The sequence below is a fragment of the Snodgrassella sp. CS2 genome (assembly GCF_050310315.1).
In the GTDB taxonomy this organism is placed as follows: domain Bacteria; phylum Pseudomonadota; class Gammaproteobacteria; order Burkholderiales; family Neisseriaceae; genus Snodgrassella; species Snodgrassella alvi_E.
Map to the genome: position 1 here is coordinate 18401 of NZ_JBNPBA010000007.1, position 25061 is coordinate 43461.

20 protein-coding genes and 1 riboswitch are annotated in these 25061 nt (G+C 42.0%); of the genes, 11 read left to right on the top strand and 9 right to left on the bottom strand.

Translation table 11 applies throughout. The features are described 5' to 3' along the window. Positions 1 to 202: 202 nt before the first annotated feature. Both tenA and ACQP6D_RS09235 read right to left on the bottom strand, forming a co-directional pair. Positions 203 to 865, bottom strand: a complete 663-nt coding sequence (tenA, locus tag ACQP6D_RS09230; RefSeq protein WP_367645261.1) for a thiaminase II — start codon at positions 863 to 865, stop codon at positions 203 to 205. Positions 866 to 920: 55 nt separating this feature from the next. Beyond that, positions 921 to 1010: riboswitch (TPP riboswitch) on the bottom strand. A 966-nt stretch (positions 1011 to 1976) separates the two neighbouring features. After that, positions 1977 to 3860, bottom strand: coding sequence for a hypothetical protein (locus tag ACQP6D_RS09235; protein WP_427858024.1), 1884 nt, complete (start codon positions 3858 to 3860; stop codon positions 1977 to 1979). 694 nt (positions 3861 to 4554) lie between these two features. On the opposite strand from ACQP6D_RS09235, the gene ACQP6D_RS09240 reads away from it, so the two are divergent. The 8 genes from ACQP6D_RS09240 to ACQP6D_RS09275 all read left to right on the top strand — a co-directional run bounded on the left by ACQP6D_RS09240 (position 4555) and on the right by ACQP6D_RS09275 (position 13346). Then, entirely contained in the window at positions 4555 to 6783 is a 2229-nt protein-coding gene (locus ACQP6D_RS09240; RefSeq protein WP_427858025.1) for a TonB-dependent hemoglobin/transferrin/lactoferrin family receptor, read from the top strand. Positions 6784 to 6821: 38 nt separating this feature from the next. Further along, positions 6822 to 7862, top strand: coding sequence for a ChuX/HutX family heme-like substrate-binding protein (locus tag ACQP6D_RS09245; protein ID WP_369608778.1), 1041 nt, complete (start codon positions 6822 to 6824; stop codon positions 7860 to 7862). Between the two features lie 103 nt (positions 7863 to 7965). Then, positions 7966 to 8754, top strand: a complete 789-nt coding sequence (locus tag ACQP6D_RS09250; RefSeq protein ID WP_100151400.1) for a heme/hemin ABC transporter substrate-binding protein — start codon at positions 7966 to 7968, stop codon at positions 8752 to 8754. A 41-nt stretch (positions 8755 to 8795) separates the two neighbouring features. After that, on the top strand, positions 8796 to 9758 hold the full coding sequence (locus ACQP6D_RS09255; RefSeq protein ID WP_427858065.1) for a FecCD family ABC transporter permease: 963 nt from the start codon (positions 8796 to 8798) through the stop codon (positions 9756 to 9758). Between the two features lie 9 nt (positions 9759 to 9767). Beyond that, positions 9768 to 10538, top strand: a complete 771-nt coding sequence (locus tag ACQP6D_RS09260) for an ABC transporter ATP-binding protein (protein ID WP_427858026.1) — start codon at positions 9768 to 9770, stop codon at positions 10536 to 10538. Positions 10539 to 11061: 523 nt separating this feature from the next. Further along, positions 11062 to 11862, top strand: a complete 801-nt coding sequence (locus ACQP6D_RS09265) for an amino acid ABC transporter substrate-binding protein (protein WP_218966446.1) — start codon at positions 11062 to 11064, stop codon at positions 11860 to 11862. Between the two features lie 79 nt (positions 11863 to 11941). After that, positions 11942 to 12586, top strand: a complete 645-nt coding sequence (locus ACQP6D_RS09270) for an amino acid ABC transporter permease (RefSeq protein WP_100140851.1) — start codon at positions 11942 to 11944, stop codon at positions 12584 to 12586. After that, positions 12579 to 13346, top strand: a complete 768-nt coding sequence (locus ACQP6D_RS09275) for an amino acid ABC transporter ATP-binding protein (RefSeq protein ID WP_427858027.1) — start codon at positions 12579 to 12581, stop codon at positions 13344 to 13346. The genes ACQP6D_RS09270 and ACQP6D_RS09275 overlap by 8 nt, the downstream gene beginning before the upstream one ends. 107 nt (positions 13347 to 13453) lie before the next feature. Here the strand turns inward: ACQP6D_RS09275 and ACQP6D_RS09280 are convergent, their stop codons facing one another. The 3 genes from ACQP6D_RS09280 to ppc form a co-directional block, all read right to left on the bottom strand. Beyond that, the gene (locus ACQP6D_RS09280) at positions 13454 to 14368 is read right to left on the bottom strand and encodes a hypothetical protein (protein WP_427858028.1); all 915 of its coding nucleotides are present in this window, start codon (positions 14366 to 14368) and stop codon (positions 13454 to 13456) included. 229 nt (positions 14369 to 14597) lie between these two features. After that, complete coding sequence (grpE, locus tag ACQP6D_RS09285) at positions 14598 to 15146, bottom strand: nucleotide exchange factor GrpE (RefSeq protein ID WP_370386600.1); 549 nt, start codon at positions 15144 to 15146, stop codon at positions 14598 to 14600. A gap of 268 nt (positions 15147 to 15414) precedes the next feature. Next, positions 15415 to 18117, bottom strand: coding sequence for a phosphoenolpyruvate carboxylase (gene ppc, locus ACQP6D_RS09290; RefSeq protein ID WP_427858030.1), 2703 nt, complete (start codon positions 18115 to 18117; stop codon positions 15415 to 15417). 346 nt (positions 18118 to 18463) lie between these two features. On the opposite strand from ppc, the gene cysT reads away from it, so the two are divergent. From cysT to ACQP6D_RS09305, 3 genes are read left to right on the top strand one after another with little or no spacing between them, the layout of a single operon-like run. Beyond that, the gene (cysT, locus tag ACQP6D_RS09295) at positions 18464 to 19300 is read left to right on the top strand and encodes a sulfate ABC transporter permease subunit CysT (protein WP_427858031.1); all 837 of its coding nucleotides are present in this window, start codon (positions 18464 to 18466) and stop codon (positions 19298 to 19300) included. Continuing rightward, positions 19300 to 20172 (top strand): sulfate ABC transporter permease subunit CysW, encoded by an 873-nt coding sequence (cysW, locus tag ACQP6D_RS09300; protein ID WP_427858032.1) that lies wholly within the window; start codon positions 19300 to 19302, stop codon positions 20170 to 20172. The genes cysT and cysW overlap by 1 nt, the downstream gene beginning before the upstream one ends. 31 nt (positions 20173 to 20203) lie before the next feature. After that, the gene (locus tag ACQP6D_RS09305; protein WP_267392002.1) at positions 20204 to 21286 is read left to right on the top strand and encodes a sulfate/molybdate ABC transporter ATP-binding protein; all 1083 of its coding nucleotides are present in this window, start codon (positions 20204 to 20206) and stop codon (positions 21284 to 21286) included. 474 nt (positions 21287 to 21760) lie between these two features. On the opposite strand, the gene murA is transcribed toward ACQP6D_RS09305, so the two are convergent. The 4 genes from murA to ACQP6D_RS09325 are packed head-to-tail and all read right to left on the bottom strand — an operon-like array spanning position 21761 to position 25041. After that, positions 21761 to 23017, bottom strand: a complete 1257-nt coding sequence (gene murA, locus ACQP6D_RS09310; protein ID WP_100151393.1) for a UDP-N-acetylglucosamine 1-carboxyvinyltransferase — start codon at positions 23015 to 23017, stop codon at positions 21761 to 21763. A gap of 43 nt (positions 23018 to 23060) precedes the next feature. Further along, positions 23061 to 23309 carry a BolA family protein gene (locus ACQP6D_RS09315; RefSeq protein WP_367489788.1) on the bottom strand — a complete coding sequence of 83 codons (249 nt, stop codon included), beginning with the start codon at positions 23307 to 23309 and terminating at the stop codon, positions 23061 to 23063. Between the two features lie 56 nt (positions 23310 to 23365). Beyond that, positions 23366 to 24121, bottom strand: a complete 756-nt coding sequence (locus ACQP6D_RS09320) for an ABC transporter permease (protein WP_100140882.1) — start codon at positions 24119 to 24121, stop codon at positions 23366 to 23368. Positions 24122 to 24123: 2 nt separating this feature from the next. After that, positions 24124 to 25041: an ABC transporter ATP-binding protein gene (locus tag ACQP6D_RS09325; RefSeq protein WP_427858033.1), complete on the bottom strand. Its 918-nt coding sequence runs from the start codon at positions 25039 to 25041 to the stop codon at positions 24124 to 24126. Between the last annotated feature and the right edge of the window lie 20 nt (positions 25042 to 25061).

Sequence of the window (25061 nt, forward strand, 5' to 3'; positions counted from 1 at the left end):
TTTTAAATATCTTTGATAGATACACTGAACTGAGCATGGTTATCCACCCCAAAACTGCAAACTGTGAATATAGCTGGCGTTTACAGAATGAATCGGATTTATTTTAAGATTCATTCGACTAAGTAGAGGCATCCTATAATGCCAGTTCATATTGAATCTTTCCCATCATTTTTTTTTGACGGGAAATTACCATAAAAAGTATTCAATAGCTCTTATTTAGTCCCATCTGCCAGAAATCAGCTTCCAACTGCGTTGCTTTAGAAAAAATTTCAGCTAGTTTCTGAAAACGTTGCGAATCAATATTAGCTAATCGCTGATTAATCCATTCAATTTCAGCCTCCATAGCCGCATGAAATTCTTCACCAGTATACATATCAATCCAGCTTTGGTATGGGTTATTGTGTGCCTGATGCCATGATTGTTGTTCAATCCAGCGTGCCAGCACCCCATAACCAATCAAACACGGTGCAAGGGCAATATGTAAATCTAATAAATCACCCTGCTGACCCGCATCCAGCATATAACGTGTATAAGCAACATTGGCTTCGGCTTCAGGCAGATTATCAAGCTCCTGTTTGCTGATACCCCATTCTTTGCAGTACTGAACATGCAAATCCAATTCAACTTCAACAATTGCTTTCAGACTGGCTAAAGCCTGTCTTATCTCCAAAATATCATGGCTTTTGTATACCGCTAGACCCCATGCACGGGAAAACTGGATTAAAAAAAGATAGTCCTGCTTTAAATAATGCTGAAAACATGATTTATCTAAAATTCCCTTGCCAAGCTGCTGCACAAAATCATGCTGAATATAACGATTCCAGTCATCCTTGCAATATTCAATCAGTGATTCAAATGATGACATATGAGCTCCTTTAATAAATAATATATTAAGGAGTAATAAAACAGACTTATCTTTCAAAAAGCTTGTTTTATACTCCCTTCGGCGGCATTAACCGCATCAGGTTCAACGGGTGTAATCTCAGCCAATGGCACCCCGGATAAATTAACCAGCAAAGTATGAAAATTCTGTCAGGCTATCGTTAATAGCTGATACATAAAATAAAAATGTACCTTAATTTACATTTGGTTTCAATAAATATAAAATGATTTTTAATTTGTCGAAGATGTATGTTTATAGTAGACACATAAAATTCTTTACAGTACTACAGCAGAAATCTTTACACTTCTGGTTTCTCTTTCCAAAATGATTTTGAAAAGCAGCATAAAATGTTCAAAATTTTATGTCATTATCTAAAATTTATCAGAATCAGGTTTTGATATCGACTCAACCGATTTAAAGTTTTTTTCTGGTTATTTTTTATTCTTTTATAATAATTTATTTCTTCTATTTTATTCTACTTTTGTCCATAATCACTATCAGAATTCTGCCAGTAACTTCATTTGTTTAGCTTAATACTTGTTTTTTATTTGTATCACTGTTAATAAAACTTCTTTTACTTTGAATAAATTATCGGTTAAAGCATAAATTAAACTTAAAACCTAATAATCAACAAAATATGACTTCTTATCAAAATATGCTAATTATTTAAATAAATTTGGTCTTATAAAAGGAGGGTGTTTAACTATAATTCTTATTCGGCCTATAGAATAACTCAGTTATAAATCTGAATATGCGTAGTGCTTTAAATTGCCTACATCCTGTAGCGTCGGCCGATATAACTGAGTATTTCGTAGTTTCAACTGCTTTAGGCTACAAATGGCTAATTATTTTGTTGTGACAATTGACCTCGTAGTATGGTTAAAATATGCATAAAATAAGGTAAAGTTGGTATTTAAGATATTACCTATGGGACGTGATGGACAAATATATAGATTGCAGTTCCCATAGGTAATTTAAGATTATTATTATTTGTGCAAAGCAGAAATATGTTTTTAAAACAATTTGTCTCAGTAAAGACTAGTAGGATACTCTGCTTGCTAATACTATTTAATAAAAAACCATTTCATATTTTTTACTGACTATATTGTTGCAATTCTCTTCTTGCTTCAGCAATTTCTTTATACTCCGTGATTAACTGGTAGCAATCTGCTAGTTTTATTTTACCTCTGATTTCATAAGCATTTATTTTGATGTGTTTTTTTTGGGAATTATATATTATATCTGCATAGCAAAGTTTGATTTTACCTATTTGATAATTTGGGGAGAGAAAAAGTTCTAGCTGTGTGTGATAATTACTCTTTACATAATACAAAGATATTTGTTCCCAAGGAATGATTTTATCAAAACAGGGCAAGGCTAATCCTTGAGGTTTTAAAGTAAGTAATACTGAACCAATATATCTGTACATAATGTAGCAACGATATAAAAAGTACAGACTAAATGCAGAAAAAGTAATTACTGCCTTTAGCCGATCTGCATCATTACTTATACCTTTATAAAAGGCATAAGTTATAAAAATAAATATACTGGCAATTAATACTCTCATTATTAATCTGATTATTCCTCCTTGTTTAATGGTAATGATTTTCTGATGTTGATTAGCAATGTTTTTCAATTGATTGATGTTTTCTTCAGCTTTTTTGGGTACATATACCTTATATGCCGTTTGTAATTCATTCAATTCATGATTAAAAAGGTCCCGCAAAAGTGTGGTTGGGCTGATGCTAACAAGCAGGCCACACAGGTGGTTTAATTCACGATATTTAATGCATGAAAGTCTTCGCGCTAAACTCGGTTGGGTCTGACACGCAGACGATGGTTCCTCCAGTAGTTGCCTGAGCAGAGGTGTTTGTGTTTGTGCCACATACTGATTTACGTAATCTAAAGGTAAGTCAGTTGAGTGTGCTTTATAGTAATAATTTTTCAAAGCCTGATCAATTTGTGTTCGTAAAAGGTAGATTTTACTTATGGCTAAAGCTAAATGCTCTTTAGGTATCACTTTGATAGCTTGTAAATCACCTTTGTATATTAAAGAGTAATTCCATTTTCTAATTGCTTTGCTGAATGAATTATAGAAATAATTTGATAATAAGTACGCCGGAAATAAAATTTTAGAATCGGATAAAGTGGTGATGGTTCCGATTAATTTGTCAACTTGTTGGCTGATGTCTTCTGACAACGTCAAATCATTATTAGCAATGTGGTTTAATTTATGAGCAATCACACTACACAATTCTGGTAACGTAAAATAATTGATATAGGTACTATCCAAATATAAGGTATAACCGTTTAATTGTATTTCTTCTGGATAGAGAAAAGTTTCTTTTTCACTGACTCTTATACCGCCACCGATGCATAACACAATATTGTTTGGTATGGTATTTATCTCAAGCTTATGTGCAATTTGCGTTACAATCTTCCAAATTCTGGGATTGGTTTCTGGTGTGATAAGGATGCCGTTTAGTTCAGAAATTTCATTATTATGTTTTGTGAGATTTCTATTCAAGTCTGAGATGAATAATCCAATACATATAACCAGAGCACCAATGATATGAATTGTTCTTTCCCCATCTGTAAAAATAAACAGACTGCATGAAAAAGACAAGATTAGGGAGGTTGGCAATACTAAAAGAATCAGCCGCATCTTTTTTGAAACTTTGCTGAAATTAGCGTGCAGCTGTTTTGCCGATTTGCCGGCTTGCCTGCCCAGACGTTGAATGCTAAATAAAGCTAATATACCACTAAACAAACATATGCCCCCGCTTAGCATACCGCCTAGGGCAAACGGTCTATCATATTTAAGTGAAAAATTATTTCTCTTAATTTCTTGGCTGATTTTACATATTTTACTTTCTTTTTCATGGCCTTCAGGCTGATTATCTATTTCTAGCAGCTGCAATGAAAGTTGTATATTTTGTTGCTCAAGGTTGTTCAGTTCATGCGCGGAAGGATACAAATATAGGCTTAGGCGAATACTAATAAGAGGTAATAAAATAATTAAAAAAAAAGACCAATTTTTTGTCTAAGCGAAAATTTGGGTGAATCGGTACTATGTTCCAATGAAGTCACCATATGTCAATTTGATAGCAAGATAGATTGTTAGCATTAATATCAGATAATGCTAATTTCAATTGGATTATTTTACTTTAATATTCACAATATTACAATTAACAGCAGTATGTTTAGTAAATAGTGTTATATTTAATTTATTCTTTTAAATTTTATAATCGTAGCTGCGCTCTTGTTGTCGGCTTGAATATCGAATGTATGCCATCGGGCTTGGTAAAAAGTATAAAGTGATTTTATGCAGAATGGTTTCTCTGTGCATGAAAATGAATCTTGCCTGACCCAGAACTCAGACACCGGTGTGGTCGTATACTTAGCGCCAAAGAAAGATTAATATTACAAAAATATACAATGGTTTTATTTAATCATATATTTTTCAATTTCTTATATTAAAGCATGCTTAGCTGTATTTAGGTGTGAAACCGCTATATGCAGCATTATGCAACATGATCTCCACCAAGACGTGTGTTAATATGACTGTAAATTAATAAGAATAATTCCCATTTCCACTTGTATAAAAGAATCATTATTGATTACAATGCGCCATCTTTGCATTAATTTTTGTCAAAAGGGGTTAACTTTATATGTGTCGCTCACCCAAGATAATTGCGCTAGCTGTAACCTGTATCGGCTTCCCTGCAGCTGTTTATGCGGAGGGCGAGGCTCATTTGCCCACGATTAATGTTGAGGCTAAACGGGCTACTCCCAGTGTGTTTAAGGATACGACCGTTAAGGCTGAAACCATTGAAAAACATGGAGCGGTAGATTTAAAAACGGCACTGAAAGACATACCCGGAGTGGAGGTACTAGATACGCAGGGTACGCGGCAAGGAAATGACAGCGTGAATATTCGCGGGCTAAGTGGCAACCGGATCAGTATGACGATTGACGGTATTGATTTGCCTGAAGCGAATGAAATGAAGCATACAGGACAATATGCTATTTTCGGGCGGGGTAATTTTATGGATGTTTCTGCACTCAGTAGTGTGGATATCAGTAAAAATGCCCGCGGATTTGGTTTAGGAGGTGCTGTAGCCATGCATACTCTGACACCGGGCGAAATTTTACAGGGTGAGGATAAGGGCGGCTATATTGATACTCAGTATAACAGTGTCGATAAATCTACGGCAGTGACAGGAGCCGGTGCGCTGAGAAGTGGCAACTGGCGCGGCATGGTGTTGGGCACTTATCGCAAAGGTGATGAGGTGGATAACCGTGGTAATGTCGGTGGCCGTGGCGCATTACGTACCAAATCTGACCCAGTCGATCACAATAGCCGCTATTTCTTGACTAAGCATGAATTTGATATCAATGATAAAAACACCTTGAGTTTTACGGCAGAGTACCTAAACCGCAATCAGTGGACTGATTCTTTATCACAGGCTAATAGCTCCTATACGGATGTACGGGGCGTAGATGATAATAAGAAAACTCGATTTTCACTCGGGCATGAATATCATAGTGACGACGGGCTGATTCATTCAGGTAAAACACAGATTTACTGGCAGCAGACTAAAACCGACTCCACTACGCATCGAGATTATGTTAAAGGCTGTACCAGCATGATTCCTGACCAGAATAATCGCTGTGTATTCGACTTTACCAATAAAGATAAAGTGTGGGGGCTGACAAGCGACTGGTCATCACATTTTGATGGTGCTCAGCTGATGCAGGACTGGCGCTATGGTTTGAATGTGGCTCATCATGAACTGACAAGCGACTGGCAAGGCTATTATGCTCGTTCAAAACCTAATGCAGATAATAAAACCATACGAGCCAGTATTTATGTAGACGGAGATCTGCAATGGGGTAACCTGATTGTTAGCCCGGGATTATCTGCGTCTTACTATCATATGAAACCCGATTCAAGGGGATTTGTTACCGGTATCAACAATGAAATTGGTGAATTACGAAAAAAACATCAAAGTGCGCTGACACCGCGTCTGGGCATTGCTTACCGCTTTGATCCACTATTGGTACCCTATTTCCAGTATGCTCGTGGCTTTAATGCTCCTTCTTCACAGCAACTGGCTTCTTCATGGAACCCAGGCAGCTATAGCTCATGGGGCAATCCGAATCTAAAGGCCGAAACCGCTAATAATTTTGAGCTGGGGTTGCGCGGTAAAAATGATGTGTTTGAATATGGCATTGCGGGATTTGATAATCACTATAAAAACTTCATTGATTACGTGAATATCTCTGGACAGGTAAAAATCCCAGCTGATGCAGTATGGAGCCGCCCTGGCAGTACGCAGACGCTAGTATTGCAGGCGCAGAACTTTAGTAAAGCGCATATTTATGGTGGTGAGGCTTATGCACGTTGGAAATTTGCTCCAGACTGGAAGGTAAATGGATCATTGGCGTATTCGCGTGGGTCTATCCGGCAGGAAGGTGTGGATCAACCACTGAATTCGGTAATGCCGGTTAAGCTGAAGCTGGGTCTGGCCTATGATAAGGAAGTCTGGGGTGCTAATGTGGATTTCACTTATGTAGCCAAAAAAGACAATAGCGATATACAAGACGTACCCAAAGGAACAAGCTATTACAACCCATCCAGAAATTATGCATTGGTTGATCTGGGCGGCTTCTGGAAACCTACTAAGCACTTGAGTTTCCATGCCGGTATAAACAATGTATTTAATAAGAAATACTGGAACTGGGCAGATATCGCCTACATGATGCCAAATGTCAACAGCCAGTCTGGTACTTCCGGTCAGAGCGATGGTAATGCCAGCAAATTGACCAAAGATAATGCTGATTTCTATTCAGCTCCAGGACGGACGTTTAATGTTGGATTGCGCTACACATTTTAAGTCACTACTACCAATAAAAACTTTGTAAAGGAACGAACATGAGCTTATGGCAACAATATCAGGATAAGAAAGCAACCATCGAGGGAGGAATGTATTTCCCGCGTCAGGCTGCTGCTGATTTGGGTGTAAGTGAAGGTGCTTTAATGGCGGATGCGCCTGATTCAATTTATCTGGGTAACCAGATTCGTGAACTGGTACTGAAGCTGGAAACTTTAGGCGAAGTATTGAGCGTGGTGCGTAACGATGCTGCTGTACATGAAAAAATCGGCGTATATGAGCATGTTACGCTCACGGCGCGTAGCGGGCTGGCTTTGAATGTGGGTGGTTTGGATTTGCGTTTTTTCCTGCACAACTGGCATCATGCCCTAGCCACTACTGTGACTATCGGCGACAAAACCATGCGCTCTATTCAGTTTTATGATGAATATGGTATGAATATCGAAAAGGTATTTATGCGGGATGATACTAGATTGGCCGCATGGCAGGCTTTGATTGATGAATTTAAAACCAATGGTAAGCCCGAATTTTTACCTGCACCAGAAGTGAATGTTACCGTGCCTGAACCGTTATCTCCAGAACGGGAGCAGGCTTTTCAGGAACGCTGGAATGAACTGAAAGATGTTCACCATTTCGGCGGTTTACTGGAAACATTCAAAATAGACCGGCAACAGTCTTATCGTCATGCGCCAGCCGGATGTACTAAACTGGTCGATCGCAGTGTTTGGGAACAGGTTCTGAATCATGTACAGGCCAGTAAACAGGAAATTATGATTTTTGTTGGTAACCGTGGACTGGTACAAATTCAGACCGGTAAATTGCATAATGTTGTGCGTTCACATGGGTATCTGAATGTACTGGATGCTAAAGTACCGGAAGAAGGTTTTGATTTACATCTGCGTGATACAGATATTGTGGAAACATGGGTAGTGCGTCGCCCGATTAGTGAAGGTTATGTAACCTGCATTGAAGGTTTCGATAAAAATCGTCAGACAGTGGTACAGATTTTCGGCCGCCGCGAAGAGGGTAATGATGAAATGCAATCTTGGCATCAGCTTATGGATAGTCTGCTAGCTGGCTAATAAATTGCTCGGGCAGGCAGGCATTAAATATGAGTATGAATCAATCCATATACAGAAATAAGTTTACCTGCCCATGTACTGCTTGTAATCAGAAGGGTAAATCATGAAAAAATTACTGTTGGCAGCGGCAATGTGCGCTGCTTTTCCGTTTGCATTTGCTGCCCGTATAGTGACACTGACTCCAGACGTAGCCGATGTTGTGGTTGAATTGGGCGGAGCTAAGGAAATAGTTGGCAGAGAAATGGCCTCAACCAATCCGGCCTTAAAAAATGTACCTAGTATCGGTTTGTTTCACGGGCTGAGCGTGGAGCCAATTGCGGCTAAAAAACCTACACTCGTTCTGGGTTCATGGATGGCACAGCCCGCCAGTATTTATGCCAATTTAAATCGAGTAGGGGTTAAAGCAATCAATGTTGCGCCCAAAGATGATTTAAACGGCTATGCTGCTGGTATTCGGCAGATTGGCCAACTGATTGGAAAAAACAAAGAAGCTAACGCTTTGGCTGACCGCTGGCTGAGTCAGGTAAAGCAGATGCCAAAAACCGGTAAACGCTATCTGATAAGCTACGATGGACGCTTTGTATCCGGACGTAATACCGCAGCAGATGAGCTGATTAAAAGAGCTGGCGGAGTGAATGCAGCTGCGGCGATTGAAGGTATGAAGCCGATGTCGCGAGAAGCTTGGCTAGCAGCAAAACCGGATATTATTTTGATTGCAGACCGTAATCAGAAACTGGTTGGTGGAGTACAGGGATTAACTAAACGGCCGGAAATTGCAGCTTCTCCCGCAGCTAAAAAGCAGAAAATCTTTTTCCTGCCTTCTAATGACCTTTTTCGTTACGGCCTGAATACGCCGCAAGTGATTCCTAAACTTTATCAACTGGCACAATAATTATGATGCAAGTGCAGCAAACGGCCAGCACACCTGACTCAATGATTGTCAGGGATGTGTTCTGGCCTAAATTAGTTTGGTTTATCGCTGCTGTGACATTCAGCCTGCTTCTGAGCTGGTTTTGCCTCGGGCTAGGCATGGGTGGCTGGCAATGGCCGCAGTCTCTGGATGAAACCACCCTTGGTATCCGACTGCCGCGGGTTCTGGTGGCGCTGATTGTAGGTACCGCATTGTCTGCTTCCGGCGCAGCATTACAGGCCTTATTTGATAATCCGCTGGCAGATCCAAGTCTGATTGGTACTTCAGGCGGTGCCGCACTCGGGGTAATAGCCGTGTTGGCTTTTGGTTGGGGTGCAGTAACGGTACCTTTAGCGGCTTTTATCGGTGCACTTTTGGTCTGCTTGCTGATACTGACGGTACATCGTCTGCTTGGCGGCGGTACACTGGGTTTGCTGGTAATGGGTTTTGTAATCAGTGCTTTTTGTGGCGCGCTGGTGAGCCTAATTTTGTTTATGTCGGATGATATGGTGCTACGTAGTGCTACTAACTGGCTGGCCGGCAGTTTGGCTGAATCAGGATTTACTTCACCTTGGTATGCGCTGGCAGTGATGGTGCTGGGTTTGGGCTTACTGGTGGTGGTCGGGCGTCGGCTGGATATTTTAATGCTGGGCGAAGAAACTGCTATTAGTATGGGTGTGGCGGTAGGCAGTACCCGTATGTGGACTGTGGTCGGCGCCGCACTACTAACAGGAGCCGCAGTTTCACTGGCCGGTATTATTGGTTTTCTGGGTATGATGGTACCGAATGTGGTGGCTCGCAGCCGCGGTGGCAGTAGGCGTCGGATTATGGTGTTGTCAGCCTGGTTGGGTGCCATATTTTTATTATTGGTAGACAGTGTCGCTCGATGGCTAAGTTATCCGGTGGATTTACCAGTAGGTATTGTGATTGCTTTACTGGGCGGACCGTTTTTCCTGTGGCTGTTTTTACAGCCGTTACGGCGTTAGGAACAAAATATGGAAAATTTGTTTACTGTGCGTAATGTGCAGGTGCAGCCACGCGGCCGCTGCATTTTATCAGTGCCACATCTGGATATACCGGCAAATCGACATACCAGCATTATTGGGCCAAATGGTGCAGGTAAATCTACACTGCTGCGCGCATTGTTAGGTTTGCATGGAGCAGGAGTAACTGTACACGGTGAATCCGTAAGCAGTCATTTAAAACGTGGCCAGATTGCATGGGTAGGTCAGCATGGACAATATAGTTTGCCGCTGACGGTCACAGAATATGTTCAGCTTGGTTGTTATCCACACAGTGGCTGGTTTAAAAAAGCTCAGGCACCGGTTGAAAAATTACATCATTTGCTAGAGGTATTCGATTTGCGGGCACTGGCGCAGCAACGGATTGGCAGCTTATCTGGCGGAGAACAGCAGCGTGCCAATGTGGTACGAGCATTACTGCAAAATGCACCGGTATTATTACTAGATGAACCGTGTAATCATCTGGATATTCGTCATCAGCACCGTTTAATGCATTATCTGCACGAGCATCATGCCGATTTTTCGGTGGTAATGGTGTTGCATGATCTGACGATGGCTGCAAATCATTCAGACTATATTGTGCTGATGAATGAAGGCCAGATAGTGGTTTCAGGTACACCTGAAAATGTGATGCAGTCCGATATACTCAGTGAGGTGTATCAATGGCCGATCCGCCGCATCGAAGAAGAAGGGAAAATGTTTTTCCGTATGGCACATCATCCGGTGCAATCAGCCGCTGCCTGAGAACAATAAATCTTATTTTAACTCTTTAGGAAACAAAAAATTAAATCATGCTCTGAACTGCTTGATTACATAAAGGTTGCTTTTGGTTTGGAAAAATTTTTTAAATCATATGTTTGAGAAAAGGGATAGATATTGGTATGGAAAAATCCATAGAAAGTTATGAACAGCTTCAGCTAGGATGAATACAATTAACTAGGATGAATACAATTAACTAGGATGAATACAATTAATATGATTGTAGAATGATTCTCTAAAAAGCATATCAAATATAAATGCTGTTTGCCTAACTGCTTGAATCTTTTGAGTGAAAAAAATTATTTGAATTGGATTAAAAGAGTTTTGAAATAGCTATAATTTAAAATATTATATATATTATTCATTTGGTTAACTTTTAAGATTGGTGTATAAGCCTAGGGTGGTTTTGACGTAGAGAATACATTTATCACGTACTGATGAAAGTGTAAAAAAATTCCGGTATAGTGTATGACACAAATATCTATTTATATTGAATCAGGAATATTATATGCACAACGCCATGCGTAAATTTTTACTGGGCTCTGTGGTTGCGGTGGCGCTTGCTGCCTGTGGCGGAGAATCCGCTTCCGGCACAGCTTCTGACTCAACTGAGCGCAATGGTAAAACAGTGGTTATGGGACTGGATGATAGCTTTCCGCCTATGGGTTTTCGTAACGAAAAAAATGAGCTGGTGGGTTTTGACATTGATATGGCACGTGAAGCAGCCAAACGTGCCGGTCTGACTGTAGAGCTGAAACCGATTGACTGGAGTGCCAAAGAATCTGAGCTCAATAGTAAGCGTGTAGATATGTTATGGAATGGGTTGACTATTACTCCACAGCGGCAGCAGCAGTTATTATTGTCTAAGCCGTATATGGATAATCATCAGATTATTGTGGTTCGTCCTGATGGTGGTATTAATACCAAAGCTGATCTGGCCGGCAAAGTTGTCGGCGTACAGGATGGCAGCAGTGCGGTTGATGCTGTGGAAGCAGAACCGAATGTGGCCAAATCATTCAAAGAATTGAAAAAATATGCGGATAATGTGACAGCTTTAATGGATGTTTCAGCCAAAAGAGTAGATGCTTTGGTGGTGGATGAAGTGGTTGGCCGTTATTATGTATCCAAAAAGCCTAATGAATACAAAGTGCTGAGTGATAACTTTGGCACAGAGCAATACGCAGTGGCTTTCCGAAAAAATGATCAGGCATTGGAACAGAAAATTCAGAGTGCCTTGGATAGTATGAAAGTCGATGGTACATCTGCTAAAATTGCAACTAAATGGTTCGGTAAAGACATCGTCAAATAAATGTTGTCTTTGCCTTGGAATCAACGCTGCCTGAATACAGTTTGTTCAGGCAGCGTTATTGTTGTTTTAAGGAATACACATGAACTATGTGTTCAATATGTTGCCTGAATTATGGACTGGGGCAAAAATTACCCTGAGTCTGTTTGCTATTACCCTGTTGCTGTCTATTCCATTGGGGCTGGTACTGGCGCTATTGCGCTTATCCGGTGTCAAGGTACTAGATTACCTTGTTAATTTTTACATCTGGGTGATGCGTGGCACGCCGTTGATGTTGCAAATCTTCTTTATTTATTTTGCTCTGCCGGCTGTCAATATTTTGCTGCCTGCCTACACCACTGCGATTGTTGCATTTGTGCTGAACTATGCAGCCTATTTTGCCGAGATTTTCCGTGCCGGTATTCAGGGTGTAGGTAAAGGGCAGTATGAGGCGGCAAAAACATTGGGTATGAGTTATGGCCAGACCATGCGCCGCATTGTGTTGCCTCAGATGTGGAAAAAAATCTTACCGCCACTGAGTAATGAAACCATTACGTTGGTTAAGGATACTTCGCTGGTGTATGTGTTGGCATTACAGGATGTAATGCGGGTTACTTATCAGCTGGTACAGCGTGAATTTAATCTGATGCCGTTTTTTGTAGCGGCTGCATTCTATCTGATTATGACCCTGATTCTGACCTGGGGATTCCAGAAAGCGGAGAAGCGCTATGCACGCTACGATGACTAATTTGATGATAGACGCTCGGGGCATTTATAAGGCCTTTGGAAATGTAGAAGTGCTTAAAGGCGTGGATATACAGGTGGCACGTTCAGAAGTGGTGGCTATCATCGGTTCTTCTGGTTCTGGTAAGTCTACTTTGCTGAGGTGTCTGAATTATCTGGAAAAAATAGATGCTGGTAGCATTGCTATTGAAAATGATTTTCTGGTACAGAATAATATTCACAACCGTGCTCATTATGCGCCTGAACGTACAATAAAAAATATCTGTGCCCGTATGGGAATGGTGTTTCAGCAGTTTAATCTTTTTCCGCACATGACGGTGTTACAGAACGTGATTGAAGCACCGATTACGGTGAAAAAATTGAAACGTGACGAAATTGTGCCATTGGCACAAGAACTGTTGCGTAAAGTAGGTTTAGAAAACAAACAGGATTGTTATCCGTCACAGTTATCGGGTGGGCAAAAACAGCGTGTGGCCATTGCCCGTGCACTGGCGATGCAGCCACAAATTATGCTGTTTGATGAGCCAACCTCAGCGCTTGATCCTGAATTAACCGGTGAAGTTTTAAAAACCATGCAGCAGCTGGCTGAAGACAAAATGACTATGGTGGTGGTCACCCATGAAATGGGTTTTGCGCGTGAAGTAGCTAACCAAGTGCTGTTTATGGACAAAGGTGTAATTGTAGAGTCTGGTGAAGCCAGCAGTTTTTTCGCTAATCCCCAACATGCAAGGACACAGGCGTTTTTAAGCTCGATGTTGAAATAATTACGCGTTAAATCTGGTGTGTATGAGAGGTGTTAAATTTTTGCGAGTGTATCTAACATCTCTTTAGTTTAAATTATCTGCTTGATTATTTGTTTTCATGCATAAAATCAAAAAGCAGGTTTGATCCATAACTGATGATTTTTTTGATCTATTCGGACACTGTATTTTTGCAGAAAATCTACGCCGAGCAAGCCGTCGGATTCGAATTCTGCCGGCATGCCATCCATAATGGCGGCACGAACAGGAATTTTTCGGATGGTTGGGTTGTCCGGGTAGATTTTAACTGTCATGGGATAACCACGTTTATTCAAACGCAGAGTTGTTTTTTCCGTATTGTCAGTGGTTATTTTTTTGCTATTACTGAGTTTTTCCGACCTTGATGTGCCTTTAAGAAAAGACATTGATGCTCCGGTATCAAGAATCAGGTTATATGTCTTTTTCTGGTCGGTAAATTTGATAACCATGCCTTCTTTCGGATGTATTTTATAAGGAAAAACTGTCCATTGGTGGCTTAATCGGTTTGGGTTGTTTCTATCATCAATAATTATTTTTCTGTGAGCTATATCCAGTGTCAGGATGTGATCTTGAAAAAGTGTTAACCCGACTACAGGTATGCTTTCATCTGGCACAGGCGGTTTTTTCTGTTCTGGATTGCTGGAATAATTCCAACCCCAAGGATTTAATTCCATCGCTTCAATGTTTTGGAATTCGAGTCCGTTAATATTCAGATGTTTGATCAGAAATTGATCTGATTCTTTAATTTTTCCGCTTAAATCCAAGCTTTTGTTTGTAGTTGGTATTTGGATTGTTTCTGGAAGCTGTTTTAAAGTGTTGAGTGGTAAATGCAGTGCCGTCTGAGAGCCTGTATCAAGAATAAATTTTTCTGGTTTGCCGTTGATTTTTAATACAACTTCGGGAATATTAATATCTTTGATGAAAGTAAGCGGTAATTGAATTTCTTGAGCTAGAGCAGTTTTGGTGATGGCTAGAATGACCAGACTTGTAAAACATTTTAAACGCATGTTTTTCCTCTTTCTAAAATAATGAATATATTTAATATGATTTGTTTATATTATATTCATAGCTTATTTGGCAGAATCAAATTGTAGCAATAATGAATGAATCTATTTAATTTTTTATTAGTGAGAAAAGAATAAAGGGAGATGATAAGAAAAAACTAGATAATATCAGGTATTTTTTCAATAAAAACCGTCTGATTAATTTCTGTCAGACGGTTTTTATACGAATAATTTATTCTGCGTCGACGGATTTGGCTACCGTTACCATAGCTGGACGCAATACGCGGTCTGATAAGGTATATCCTTTTTTCATTACTGAAACTACAGTATTGGGTTCCTGTTCACTTTCAACGCTTTGCAAAGCCTGATGACGATGCGGGTCAAGTTTGTCGCCAGCTTTGGGATCGATTTCTTTGACATTGGATTGATCAAAAGCTTTTTGTAGTTCGGTAAGGGTCATTTGTACACCCATTTTAAGGGCATCAAAGTTGCCGCTCTGATCTTGCAGAGCCATTTCCAGATAGTCTTTAACGGGCAGCATTGCAGTGGCAAATTTCTGACCGGCAAATTTATGGGCACTTTCCAATTCTTCCTGATGGCGCCGGCGCAGATTCTGCTCAGTGGCCAATGAACGCAGTTGTTCATCTTTAAGCTGGCCTTCTAGCTCGTTGATGCGTTCTTGCAAATCTTCAATGGTGGCCTCTGGCGCAATAATTGGTTCGGTGTTTTCGGTGTTCTCGTTTACCTGAGTTTCGTTTTCGGTGTTGTTTTCCGGTTGCATATTTTTTCCTCTGCAAAAAGGTGAATTATTTAATTAAATTGGGTCGTGATACTGCTATTTCAAGCCAGTAGTACTAGTTTATGACGGATTTTGCTCTGAGTTGGCTATATTGCTGTTTTGTAATCTATATTACCTTTTGTTTTTCCAGTTTTTTATTTAAATACTTTATTCAGCTCAGAAATGCAAACTAAGGAAATACCGATGATGAATATTTATAAAGCTGAACAGTAATTAAGACAAAGGTGTATTGTTTGCGCTGGTTTTTGCTTCAGCCTGTATTCCGTAATCCCTGAGCAATGCCGTTAATGGTTAGGTGGATGAGCTGGAGTAGCTCGCTGTTATCTGGTTGATGACGTAGTTGTTGCAACAGATGTATCTGAAGCCAATTTAGGGCGTTTAGGTAGGGGATACGCAAGGCAAGTGAGCGTGCGAGTGTTCGGTTGTCACTTAAGTAACGCTGGCGTTGCAGAATGCTAAGTAGTGCTTGTTTGCTACGCTCAAATTCATCAGCCAGCATGCTGTAAATAGTGTGGGCAGCTTCTTGATTGCTAGCCAGATTAACATAAGCCCGGGCAATGGTGAGGTCGGCTTTGGCCATTACTTGATCCATGTTGGAAAGCATGGTCTGGAAAAAAGGGCTGTGTTGTGCTTGCTGTTGCAATCGTTGCAGATTGGCGCTGTCCTGATTAATTAGTTCGGTGACCGCGCTGCCGAATCCATACCATGCTGGTAGCATGAGGCGATTCTGTGTCCATGAGAATACCCATGGAATGGCGCGTAAATCCTGAATTCTTGCCAGTGTTTTACGGCTGGCAGGACGGCTGCCGATATTGAGGCTGGCAATTTCTTGTATTGGGCTTGTTTGTAAAAAATATTCTATGAAACCGGGGCAGGTAATTAGTTTGCGATAGTGTCTGAATGCACTAGCCGATAAGGTATCCATGATTTGGTTATCCGGCTCGCTGTTCTGAGGGGGCAGTAGGGTGGCTTCAAGTGTGGCGGCAACCAGCGCTTCCAGATTGCGTTCGGCATTGGTGGGATCAGCATATTTGGCGGTAATCACCTCTCCTTGCTCGGTAATGCGTATTTGTCCGGCTACGCTGCCTGCAGGCTGAGCCATGATGGCGTCGAAAGAAGGGCCGCCGCCACGACCTACGCTGCCACCGCGACCATGAAATAGACGTAGGCGGATATGATGGTGAGCAAACAGTTTGACTAGCTGGGACTCCGCCAGATACAGGGACCACTGACTGGTCACATAACCGCCATCTTTGTTGCTGTCGGAATATCCGAGCATGATTTCCTGCAAATTGTTGCGGCTGTATAGAAATGCGCGATACCAGGGCAGGCTAAACAGTTTGTCCATAATATCTACGCTTTTCTGCAAGGCATCAATGGTTTCAAATAAGGGAACGATGTTGATGCGGCTGCTGGGTTTTTCATTGTTGATGCTCAGCAGACCAGTTTCTTTCAGCAGTAAGGCAACTACGAGTATGTCGCTGACACTTTCCGCATTCGAAATGATGCATTGATTAATGGCCGTTTCACCGTAATCATTTTTGATGCGGGCAGCCGTTTGAAAAATAGTCAGTTCACGCATGGCATCGTTGCTGTACTGAATGTAAGGACTGTACAGCGGGCGTTGAGTGCTCAGTTCGCGTATTAATACTCGTTGTTTGGCTGCTTCACTCAGTGTTTTAAAATCTTCCAAATCAGCATGAGCAAATAATTCAGTCACTACCTCTGTGTGTTTGGCCGCATGCTGACGCAGGTCTACTGACATTAAATGAAAGCCAAATAAAGAAACTGAACGAATCAGATCTGCCAGTTTGCCCTCACTGAGCAGGGCACTGCCATTTTCCTGTAAGGATCTGGCTAGATGATTAAGCTCTTGCAGAAATTCCTCTGACTGTCGATAGAATGGTAAGCAGTAATGCTGATTGTACGGTTGTAAACCGAGTTGTTGCTCGGTAGCACTAAGGCGAGTCTGTATATAAGCGATGGCGCGACGATACGGCTCTTCCTTGTGGGCGGTTGCGGTATCTGGTGACAGTTCTGCCATGTGTAGTACGCTGGTATTTACCTGAACACGGCGGGAAGATAGTGGCAATAGCTGATGCAGTTCATTCAGACACTGGTGGTAATGTTGAAATAAAGCTTTGGCCTGAAAGGAAAATGCTTCCTGTAATGTATCTGCATTTACATATGGATTGCCATCGCGATCACCTCCTACCCAGCCACCAATGGTGATTACATTAGGAAGGCTGACATCCGGATAGATACTGGTAAGCTGGCATTGTAGTTTACGGTAAAGTGCGGGTACGGCTTTAAAAAAACTTAATGGAAAATAGTTGATACTGTTGTAAATTTCATCGCTTACGCTGATCTGAAAATGACGGGTTTCGTCGGTTTGCCAAAGAGCCAGCATAATGGCTTCAGCCTGCTGTTGCAGTTGTTCGCTGTTGGGATGTTGCTGATGGTTGCGTTCATTGAGAATGCTGCGGATATGGCGGTGAAAGCACAAAATACATTGTCGTTGTACTTCGGTAGGGTGGGCAGTTAGTACAGCACTGATGCTGGTCTGTTGTAAGGATGTTTCCAATTCTGTGGTAGGTATTTGTTGCTGGCGAATCTGCTGTACAACATGATTAAAGCTGGTACGTCCGGAATGTTGACTGTTTTGTTCATATGTTTGACGCCGCCGTTCATGATGTACATCTTCTGCAATATTCAATACTTGTGCAAACAGACTACATGCGCGGATGAGATCTTGCTGCTGCCGCAAGTCAAGCGATGGCAGAGCTTGCTGGATGGTTATCTGCGGTTCTTTGCCGTCGATAAGCTCGCTTAATACTGTTTGTACGGCTACGGTGGTTTCGTGAGCCAGCATATTCAATAATGCTTGGATCAGAAAGCTGATGTCAGCCGACAAGGGTGCATCTTTTTGTTCATCCAGAAGAGAAGCTGGCATTGTGTTCTCGCTATTGTAGATTGATATGTTTATGTTGAATAACTGTCTGCATGATATTACGTGGTGCAGGTGTCAGCAATACTGCTTTTCTGATAATGGGTTATAACTGTGACTTATTAAGTTACAAAAATATATTCTTTCTCATTTGTCTGTACGGCCTTTTATATTGTTGGCTGCCTATTGCAGAGCAGAATGCGGTAGTCTTTGTTGTTTTGTTCTGTTTGTCATTTTTAGCCACGTTATTGTAGGTATTTAGCCTAAATAGGACTGATTTCAATTTACCGGTATATTTTTCTTTAATGTTGCCGGTAATGTTTATAGCAGTCGGGCATATGGGAGAAAAATTATGCTGTTAATGAAACAGCCATCTGTATTGCCCGGATTCTCTCTTAGTCTGGGTGTAAGTGTACTAGCGCTGTCATTACTGGTGTTATTGCCTTTTGCCATGCTGGTGTGGACTGTGACTGATTTGGGCTGGTCTGGCTTTATACGAGTGATTTCTGAGCCACGCACACTTGCAGCTGTGTGGCTCACTCTGAAAATGTCATTACTGGCTATGCTAGCCAGTGTGCTGCTAGGAACTTTAGTTGCTTGGGTACTGGTACGCTATCAGTTCTGGGGCAAGGATATGGTTAATGCATTAGTCGATTTGCCTTTTGCTTTACCAACAGCAGTAACGGGGGTGGCGCTGGCTACTTTATATGCTCCTACAGGCTGGATAGGCAGAATATTTACCAATATGGGCTTACAGGTAGCTTTTACCCCCACAGGTATTTGGCTGGCTTTATTGCTGGTTAGCTTGCCGTTTGTGGTACGGGCAGTACAGCCTGTGCTGGCTGAATTATCGGGCGAATATGAAGAGGCCGCAGCAATTCTAGGCGCATCCAGATTCACTATAGTGTTTCGGGTATTATTGCCGGAAGTATTGCCAGCACTGGTGATGGGGGCAGGAATGGCATTTGCAAGGGCAACGGGGGAATATGGTTCTGTCATTTTTATTGCAGGTAATGTACCTTTTAAATCAGAAATTCTGCCGCTCATTATTGTTAGTAAATTTGAGCTTTTTGATTTACCGGCCGCAGCGGCTGTGGCGCTGTTTATGTTGATAATATCTTTTGTTATTTTATTAACACTAAATTTATGGCAATGGCGTTTAAGCAGTCGTACACAGGGGCGCTACTGATGAGTATCGTGAAGACCAATGTCTTGCTCACTGAGCCAAAATGGTTGCGTTATTTACTTATTGGCATAACTTTATTGTGTCTGAGTGTATTGCTGCTTCTACCCTTATTATCCGTATTTAGTTATGCGCTGGCAAAGGGCTGGGAACTATATATGGCTGCTTTGCTGGATGATGAAGCTCTGGCTGCCATGCGTTTGTCACTGTTGATTACCCTGATTGTGGTACCGATTAATGTGGTATTGGGTGTGGCTATGGCATGGCTGTTAACCCATTTTACATTTCGGGGTAAGCAGTTGTGGACAACATTACTGGATCTACCATTCGCTGTTTCTCCAGTTGTGGCTGGTCTGATGTTTGTATTGTTGTTTGGCAGCAATAGCTGGCTTGGAAGCTGGATGGAAGCGCATGGTGTGCAAGTTATCTTTGCTATTCCCGGCATGATATTGGCTACTTTGTTCGTTACTTTTCCGTTTGTGGCGCGGGAATTAATTCCATTAATGCAGGCTCAGGGTAGTAGTGAAGAGCAGGCAGCACTGATACTCGGTGCCAGTGGTTGGCAGATGTTTTGGCGTGTCACGTTACCGAATCTGAAATGGGCGCTGGTATACGGCATTATCCTGACAAATGCTCGTGCAATGGGAGAGTTTGGCGCAGTAAGTATGGTTTCCGGACATATTCGTGGCGAAACCAATACTATGCCGCTGCTGGTAGAGATGATGTACAACGAATACAACATGGTAGGTGCGTTTGCTGTATCCAGCCTTTTGGCCTTACTGGCCTTATGTACACTACTGTTGCAAAAGTATCTCGACTGGCGCCAGACACGTATGTATAGGGATGCACAACGTGCACGTATAGCAGTAACCAATTAAACAGTCAGGTACATAGCATTGAGTAGCGATTATGAGTATCCGTATCCAGCATTTGAATAAATCTTATGGCGAATATCCTGCCTTACAGGATATCAATCTACAGGTGCCTAATGGTTCATTAACTGCTTTACTGGGACCTTCAGGTTGTGGCAAAACCACGTTGCTGCGTATCATTGCGGGGTTGGAATATGCAGATTCCGGTGAACTTTTTTTCGGGGATGAGGAGGTCAGCAATCTGCATGTACGGGAACGGCGGGTAGGCTTTATGTTTCAGCATTATGCGCTGTTTCGCCATATGACTGTGTTTGAAAATGTTGCTTTCGGATTGAAAGTAATGCCCCGACGTATACGCCCCGATAAAGATGAAATAGCAGCACGAGTGGAAGAGTTATTAAAGCTGGTACAGCTGGAATGGCTGGCTAAAGTGTACCCGCAGCAATTATCCGGCGGCCAACGTCAACGTATTGCACTGGCACGTGCTCTGGCTACCAAACCAAAATTGCTGTTGCTAGATGAACCTTTTGGTGCACTGGATGCTAAGGTACGTAAGGAATTGCGCCAGTGGCTGGTAGAAATACATCATCAATTGGGTATTACCAGTGTGCTGGTCACTCATGATCAGGAAGAGGCGCTGGAAATGGCTGATCAGATTGTGGTGATGAATCAGGGCAAAATCGAGCAAAGCGGTGCAGCAGCTTCTTTGTATGATCATCCTGAAAATGTTTTTGTGACGGAGTTTTTGGGTGAAGTAAATGTATTTGAAGATGCTTGTATCGAACAGGGGCAATTGTGTCTAGGGCACTATCGTGAACCTGTCACCACTGGTGAGCGGACACGCCAGAATGTAACTGTCTATGTGCGTCCGCAAGAAATACAAATATTAACGGAAAACCAAAGTAATGTCATAGATTCAGCTATAGTGGAAGAAATACATATTATTGGTGCACAAATAAGATTATGGCTGTGCCGTTATAATAATAAACAGCGAGTTCAAGTGTGGCTCTCTCCGGCTGAATTCCGTACACTGAATTTGCAACCAGAACAGATAGTCTGGTTTAAACCGCTACGCTTGACCATGTTTAGACTGCCAGAAATGGTGGATTTTATGATTTAAAGCTTGCACGACATTCAAATCAACCATGATATAACCAGAAGTATCCTGCACAGGTAGCGGGACAAAACTTATAACCGTTGATTCAAATGTGCAGTGATTAAAATATGATTTCCTCCATTCCTAATTTTATTGTGTTGGCTGATAAATCGTTTTCATTTTACTTATTTGATTTAAGACAGGTATTGGGTATATCACTGCTGGAAGTTTTATGCTAATAAGATATTTGTCTGTATCAGTATGATTTATTCCTTATTTAGCATTGATTAGTAGTCTCAAACTCAATATTTTATAATTCTCTTAACATGCTATAAATACAGATAATTAGATCCCGTAATATCTGATGAAAAGCATACTCTATAAATATTTTATAGTGTATGAATATTAATCTGGTGTAATTGAGCTATTTAACGATTCAAATAAAAACAAAAAGGGTGTGCGAAAATTTCCGTACACCCTTTTAATATTCGTGAATTTTTAATCGCTGACGCGCTCAATAATCGCGCCTACTCCACCCAGTTTTTGTTCGATATTTTCATAACCACGATCCAGATGGTAAATACGCTCTACAATGGTTTCACCACTGGCCACCAGTCCGGCTAATACCAGACTGGCTGATGCGCGCAGGTCGGTAGCCATAACGGTGGTGCCGGATAGCTGCTCAACACCTTCTACAATGGCTGTGTTGCCTTCAGCGGATATTCTGGCACCCATGCGATTGAGTTCGGGTACGTGCATGAATCGGTTTTCAAAAATGGTTTCCACCACTTTGCTGTTACCGTTGGCTATGGTATTCATAACCATAAACTGTGCCTGCATATCGGTGGGGAATGCGGGATAAGGAAGGGTACGGATATCAACGGCGCGGGGGGGCTGTTGCATATCGATGCTGATCCAATCATCACCGGCTTCTATAATGGCTCCAGCTTCACTCAGTTTTTCCAGAATCGCCTGCATGGTTTTAGGGGCAGCGTTTCGTAGTACGACTTTACCGCCGGTCATGGCTACGGCACATAAAAATGTTCCGGCTTCAATGCGGTCAGGCACAACGCGGTGTGTGCAACCATGCAGTTTTTCCACTCCGGTAATGGTCAGAGTAGGTGTACCGATGCCTTGAATGTTGGCGCCCATTTTTACGAGACAATCGGCAAGGTCGGTGACTTCAGGCTCCATAGCTGCATTTTCTAGAATGGTAGTACCCTCTGCAAGGGTGGCTGCCATCAGCAGGTTTTCAGTACCAGTGACGGTCACCATATCCATGACGATATGAGCACCTTTTAATCTTTGGGCACGAGCTTTGACGTATCCGTGTTCAATAGTAATTTCGGCACCCATGGCTTCGAGCCCTTTTAAATGCTGATCTACTGGTCTTGAACCAATGGCGCATCCGCCCGGCAAGCTGACTTGAGCTTCACCAAAGTGTGCCAGTGTTGGCCCTAACACCAAAATGGAGGCGCGCATGGTTTTGACCAATTCGTAGGGTGCACAGGTATTATTTATACCGCTACAGTTGATTTCAAATTCCTCTATATTGTCGGTCAGTACACGTGCCCCCATGCCTTGTAATAGCTTTTGGGTAGTTTTAACATCGCGCAACATTGGTACGTTGGTCAAATGCAGTGTTTCGCTTGTCAGTAAAGATGCGCACAGCAGGGGAAGTGCTGCATTTTTGGCGCCGGAGATAAAGATTTCGCCGTTTAATGCGCCATTAGCGCGGATTTTTAATTTTTCCATATTAATTCTCTAGATTTGGCAGAAATAGGTTTTTCTATATTGTTTATTGCTGTTTTTCTGCCCATTCAGACGGTGTTGCAGCTGTGGTGATGGAAAGTGCATGTAATTCATTACTGGCAATTTGTTGTGCGAGACCGTCTTTTATCATGCGATGACGGGCCAGACGGTTTTTTCCGGTAAAGGCACCAGACACAATCCGAGCAAAGAAATGGTGTCCATCTCCTTCTACTTCGAGATATTCGCACGGTAACAGATTGGCAATCATGGCTTTTACCTCTTCAGGTGTTAACATGACGGGCTCCAGAAAAGCTAGTGATAAATGGCGGCTATTATAGCGTTTTAGTTTGTCTAATTGCGTAATTTCCAGCCAGATTTTAGGATGGCACAGACAAGAATACACAGAATAATGGCAAAGCTGCTCACTACGGTAAGTGCTAGCCATGGTGAGGAGTCACTCTGGCCAAAAAAGCCATATCTGAAGCCATCAATCATGTAAAAAACCGGATTGAAATGGCTGAGGGTTCGCCAGAATGACGGTAGGCTATTAATGGAATAAAATACACCTGAAAGAAATGTTAAAGGCATAATCAGGAAGTTTTGGAAAGCAGCTAATTGGTCAAATTTTTCTGCGACTATGCCTGCTAACAGACCAAACATGCCCATGATGGCGCAGCCCAGTAAGGCGAAGATGATTATCCAACCAAGATGGTGTGGAATGGGTAAACCGAAAAAGGCAGTGACAGCAATTACTCCGATGCCAACCATTAATCCGCGCAAAATTGAGGCGCCAACATAAGCGCAGAAGAATGCCGCTGTACCCAGAGGTGGTAATAGGATAAATATAAGATTACCGGTAATACGTGACTGAATTAGGCTGGAGGAGGAGTTGGCGAAGGCATTCTGTAGCATGGACATCATAGCCAAACCCGGTATCAGAAAGGCCGTATAGCTAACTCCAGGCAGGATATCTGGGCGTCCTTTCATGACTTGTGCAAATATCAGCTGATAAAGTAAAGCGGTCAAAATAGGTGCAGATAGGGTTTGAAACCCTACTTTCCAGAAGCGCAAGACTTCTTTTTTTAATAATGTGTAGCAACCAGTGATATTCATTTTTCATCTTTCATGTGGTCGCTGGTGAGGCGCAGGAAAACATTTTCAAGATCATTCTCTAGTATTTGTAGGTTTCTGACATTTATATTTTGGTTTTGCAGGCTTTGTAGCATAGTGGCCAATTGGCTGTAGTCTGCTAGTTTCAGAAGGTAGTTGTAGCCATCTTCCTTGATGATTTGCTGACGCAGGTTTTCTGGTAATTTTTGATCAAGTGTTAAGGCCAGTTGTTTATCGGTTTCTGCGTGCAGCAGATTCTCGGTACTATCTAATGCCACAATTTCACCATGTTTCAGCATGGCGATGCGATTACACAATGATTGTGCTTCTTCAAGATAATGTGTGGTTAGAATGATGGTATGGCCGGCTTTGTTTAGTCTGGTAATGAATTGCCACAGGTTTTGGCGTAATTCTACGTCGACGCCAGCGGTGGGTTCATCCAATACAATAACGGGTGGGCGGTGTACCAGTGCCAGTGCCACCATAACACGGCGTTTCATGCCACCGGAAAGGTTACGGGTATTGGTGTTGGCTTTATCTGCCAAGCCAAGATTGGTAATGATTTCATCAATCCATTCATCATTTTTATGTAAGCCGAAATAACCGGATTGAAACAGTAATGCTTCGCGCACGCTGAAAAATGGATCAAAAACCAGCTCCTGCGGTACAACACCAAGAAGTTTACGGGTGGTATTGGGTTCACGTTGTACATCGTGGCCGCAAATGCTGATGTGACCGGAAGTCAGACGGCTGAGTCCTGCCATTGCAGAGATAAGGGTGGTTTTGCCGGCACCATTAGGGCCAAGAAGGCCAAAAAACTCACCTGATTGAACGCTGAAACTGACGCCTTTCAGGGCGGTAAAACCATTGGAGTAGGTTTTGACTGCCTGTTGAATGCTAAGAGCGGGGGATGTCATAGGTTGAATGAATATCTGTA

What these genes read in the sequence shown, in the direction of transcription:
- ACQP6D_RS09280 (WP_427858028.1), bottom strand. Translation starts at nt 14,368, where the DNA reads ATGCGTTTAAAATGTTTTACAAGTCTGGTCATTCTAGCCATCACCAAA.
- ACQP6D_RS09260 (WP_427858026.1), top strand. Translation starts at nt 9,768, where the DNA reads ATGGAAAATTTGTTTACTGTGCGTAATGTGCAGGTGCAGCCACGCGGC.
- ACQP6D_RS09265 (WP_218966446.1), top strand. Translation starts at nt 11,062, where the DNA reads ATGCACAACGCCATGCGTAAATTTTTACTGGGCTCTGTGGTTGCGGTG.
- grpE (WP_370386600.1), bottom strand. Translation starts at nt 15,146, where the DNA reads ATGCAACCGGAAAACAACACCGAAAACGAAACTCAGGTAAACGAGAAC.
- ACQP6D_RS09305 (WP_267392002.1), top strand. Translation starts at nt 20,204, where the DNA reads ATGAGTATCCGTATCCAGCATTTGAATAAATCTTATGGCGAATATCCT.
- ppc (WP_427858030.1), bottom strand. Translation starts at nt 18,117, where the DNA reads ATGCCAGCTTCTCTTCTGGATGAACAAAAAGATGCACCCTTGTCGGCT.
- ACQP6D_RS09250 (WP_100151400.1), top strand. Translation starts at nt 7,966, where the DNA reads ATGAAAAAATTACTGTTGGCAGCGGCAATGTGCGCTGCTTTTCCGTTT.
- cysT (WP_427858031.1), top strand. Translation starts at nt 18,464, where the DNA reads ATGCTGTTAATGAAACAGCCATCTGTATTGCCCGGATTCTCTCTTAGT.
- ACQP6D_RS09275 (WP_427858027.1), top strand. Translation starts at nt 12,579, where the DNA reads ATGACTAATTTGATGATAGACGCTCGGGGCATTTATAAGGCCTTTGGA.
- ACQP6D_RS09270 (WP_100140851.1), top strand. Translation starts at nt 11,942, where the DNA reads ATGAACTATGTGTTCAATATGTTGCCTGAATTATGGACTGGGGCAAAA.
- ACQP6D_RS09255 (WP_427858065.1), top strand. Translation starts at nt 8,796, where the DNA reads ATGATTGTCAGGGATGTGTTCTGGCCTAAATTAGTTTGGTTTATCGCT.
- ACQP6D_RS09240 (WP_427858025.1), top strand. Translation starts at nt 4,555, where the DNA reads ATGTGTCGCTCACCCAAGATAATTGCGCTAGCTGTAACCTGTATCGGC.
- murA (WP_100151393.1), bottom strand. Translation starts at nt 23,017, where the DNA reads ATGGAAAAATTAAAAATCCGCGCTAATGGCGCATTAAACGGCGAAATC.
- cysW (WP_427858032.1), top strand. Translation starts at nt 19,300, where the DNA reads ATGAGTATCGTGAAGACCAATGTCTTGCTCACTGAGCCAAAATGGTTG.
- ACQP6D_RS09325 (WP_427858033.1), bottom strand. Translation starts at nt 25,041, where the DNA reads ATGACATCCCCCGCTCTTAGCATTCAACAGGCAGTCAAAACCTACTCC.
- tenA (WP_367645261.1), bottom strand. Translation starts at nt 865, where the DNA reads ATGTCATCATTTGAATCACTGATTGAATATTGCAAGGATGACTGGAAT.
- ACQP6D_RS09245 (WP_369608778.1), top strand. Translation starts at nt 6,822, where the DNA reads ATGAGCTTATGGCAACAATATCAGGATAAGAAAGCAACCATCGAGGGA.
- ACQP6D_RS09315 (WP_367489788.1), bottom strand. Translation starts at nt 23,309, where the DNA reads ATGTTAACACCTGAAGAGGTAAAAGCCATGATTGCCAATCTGTTACCG.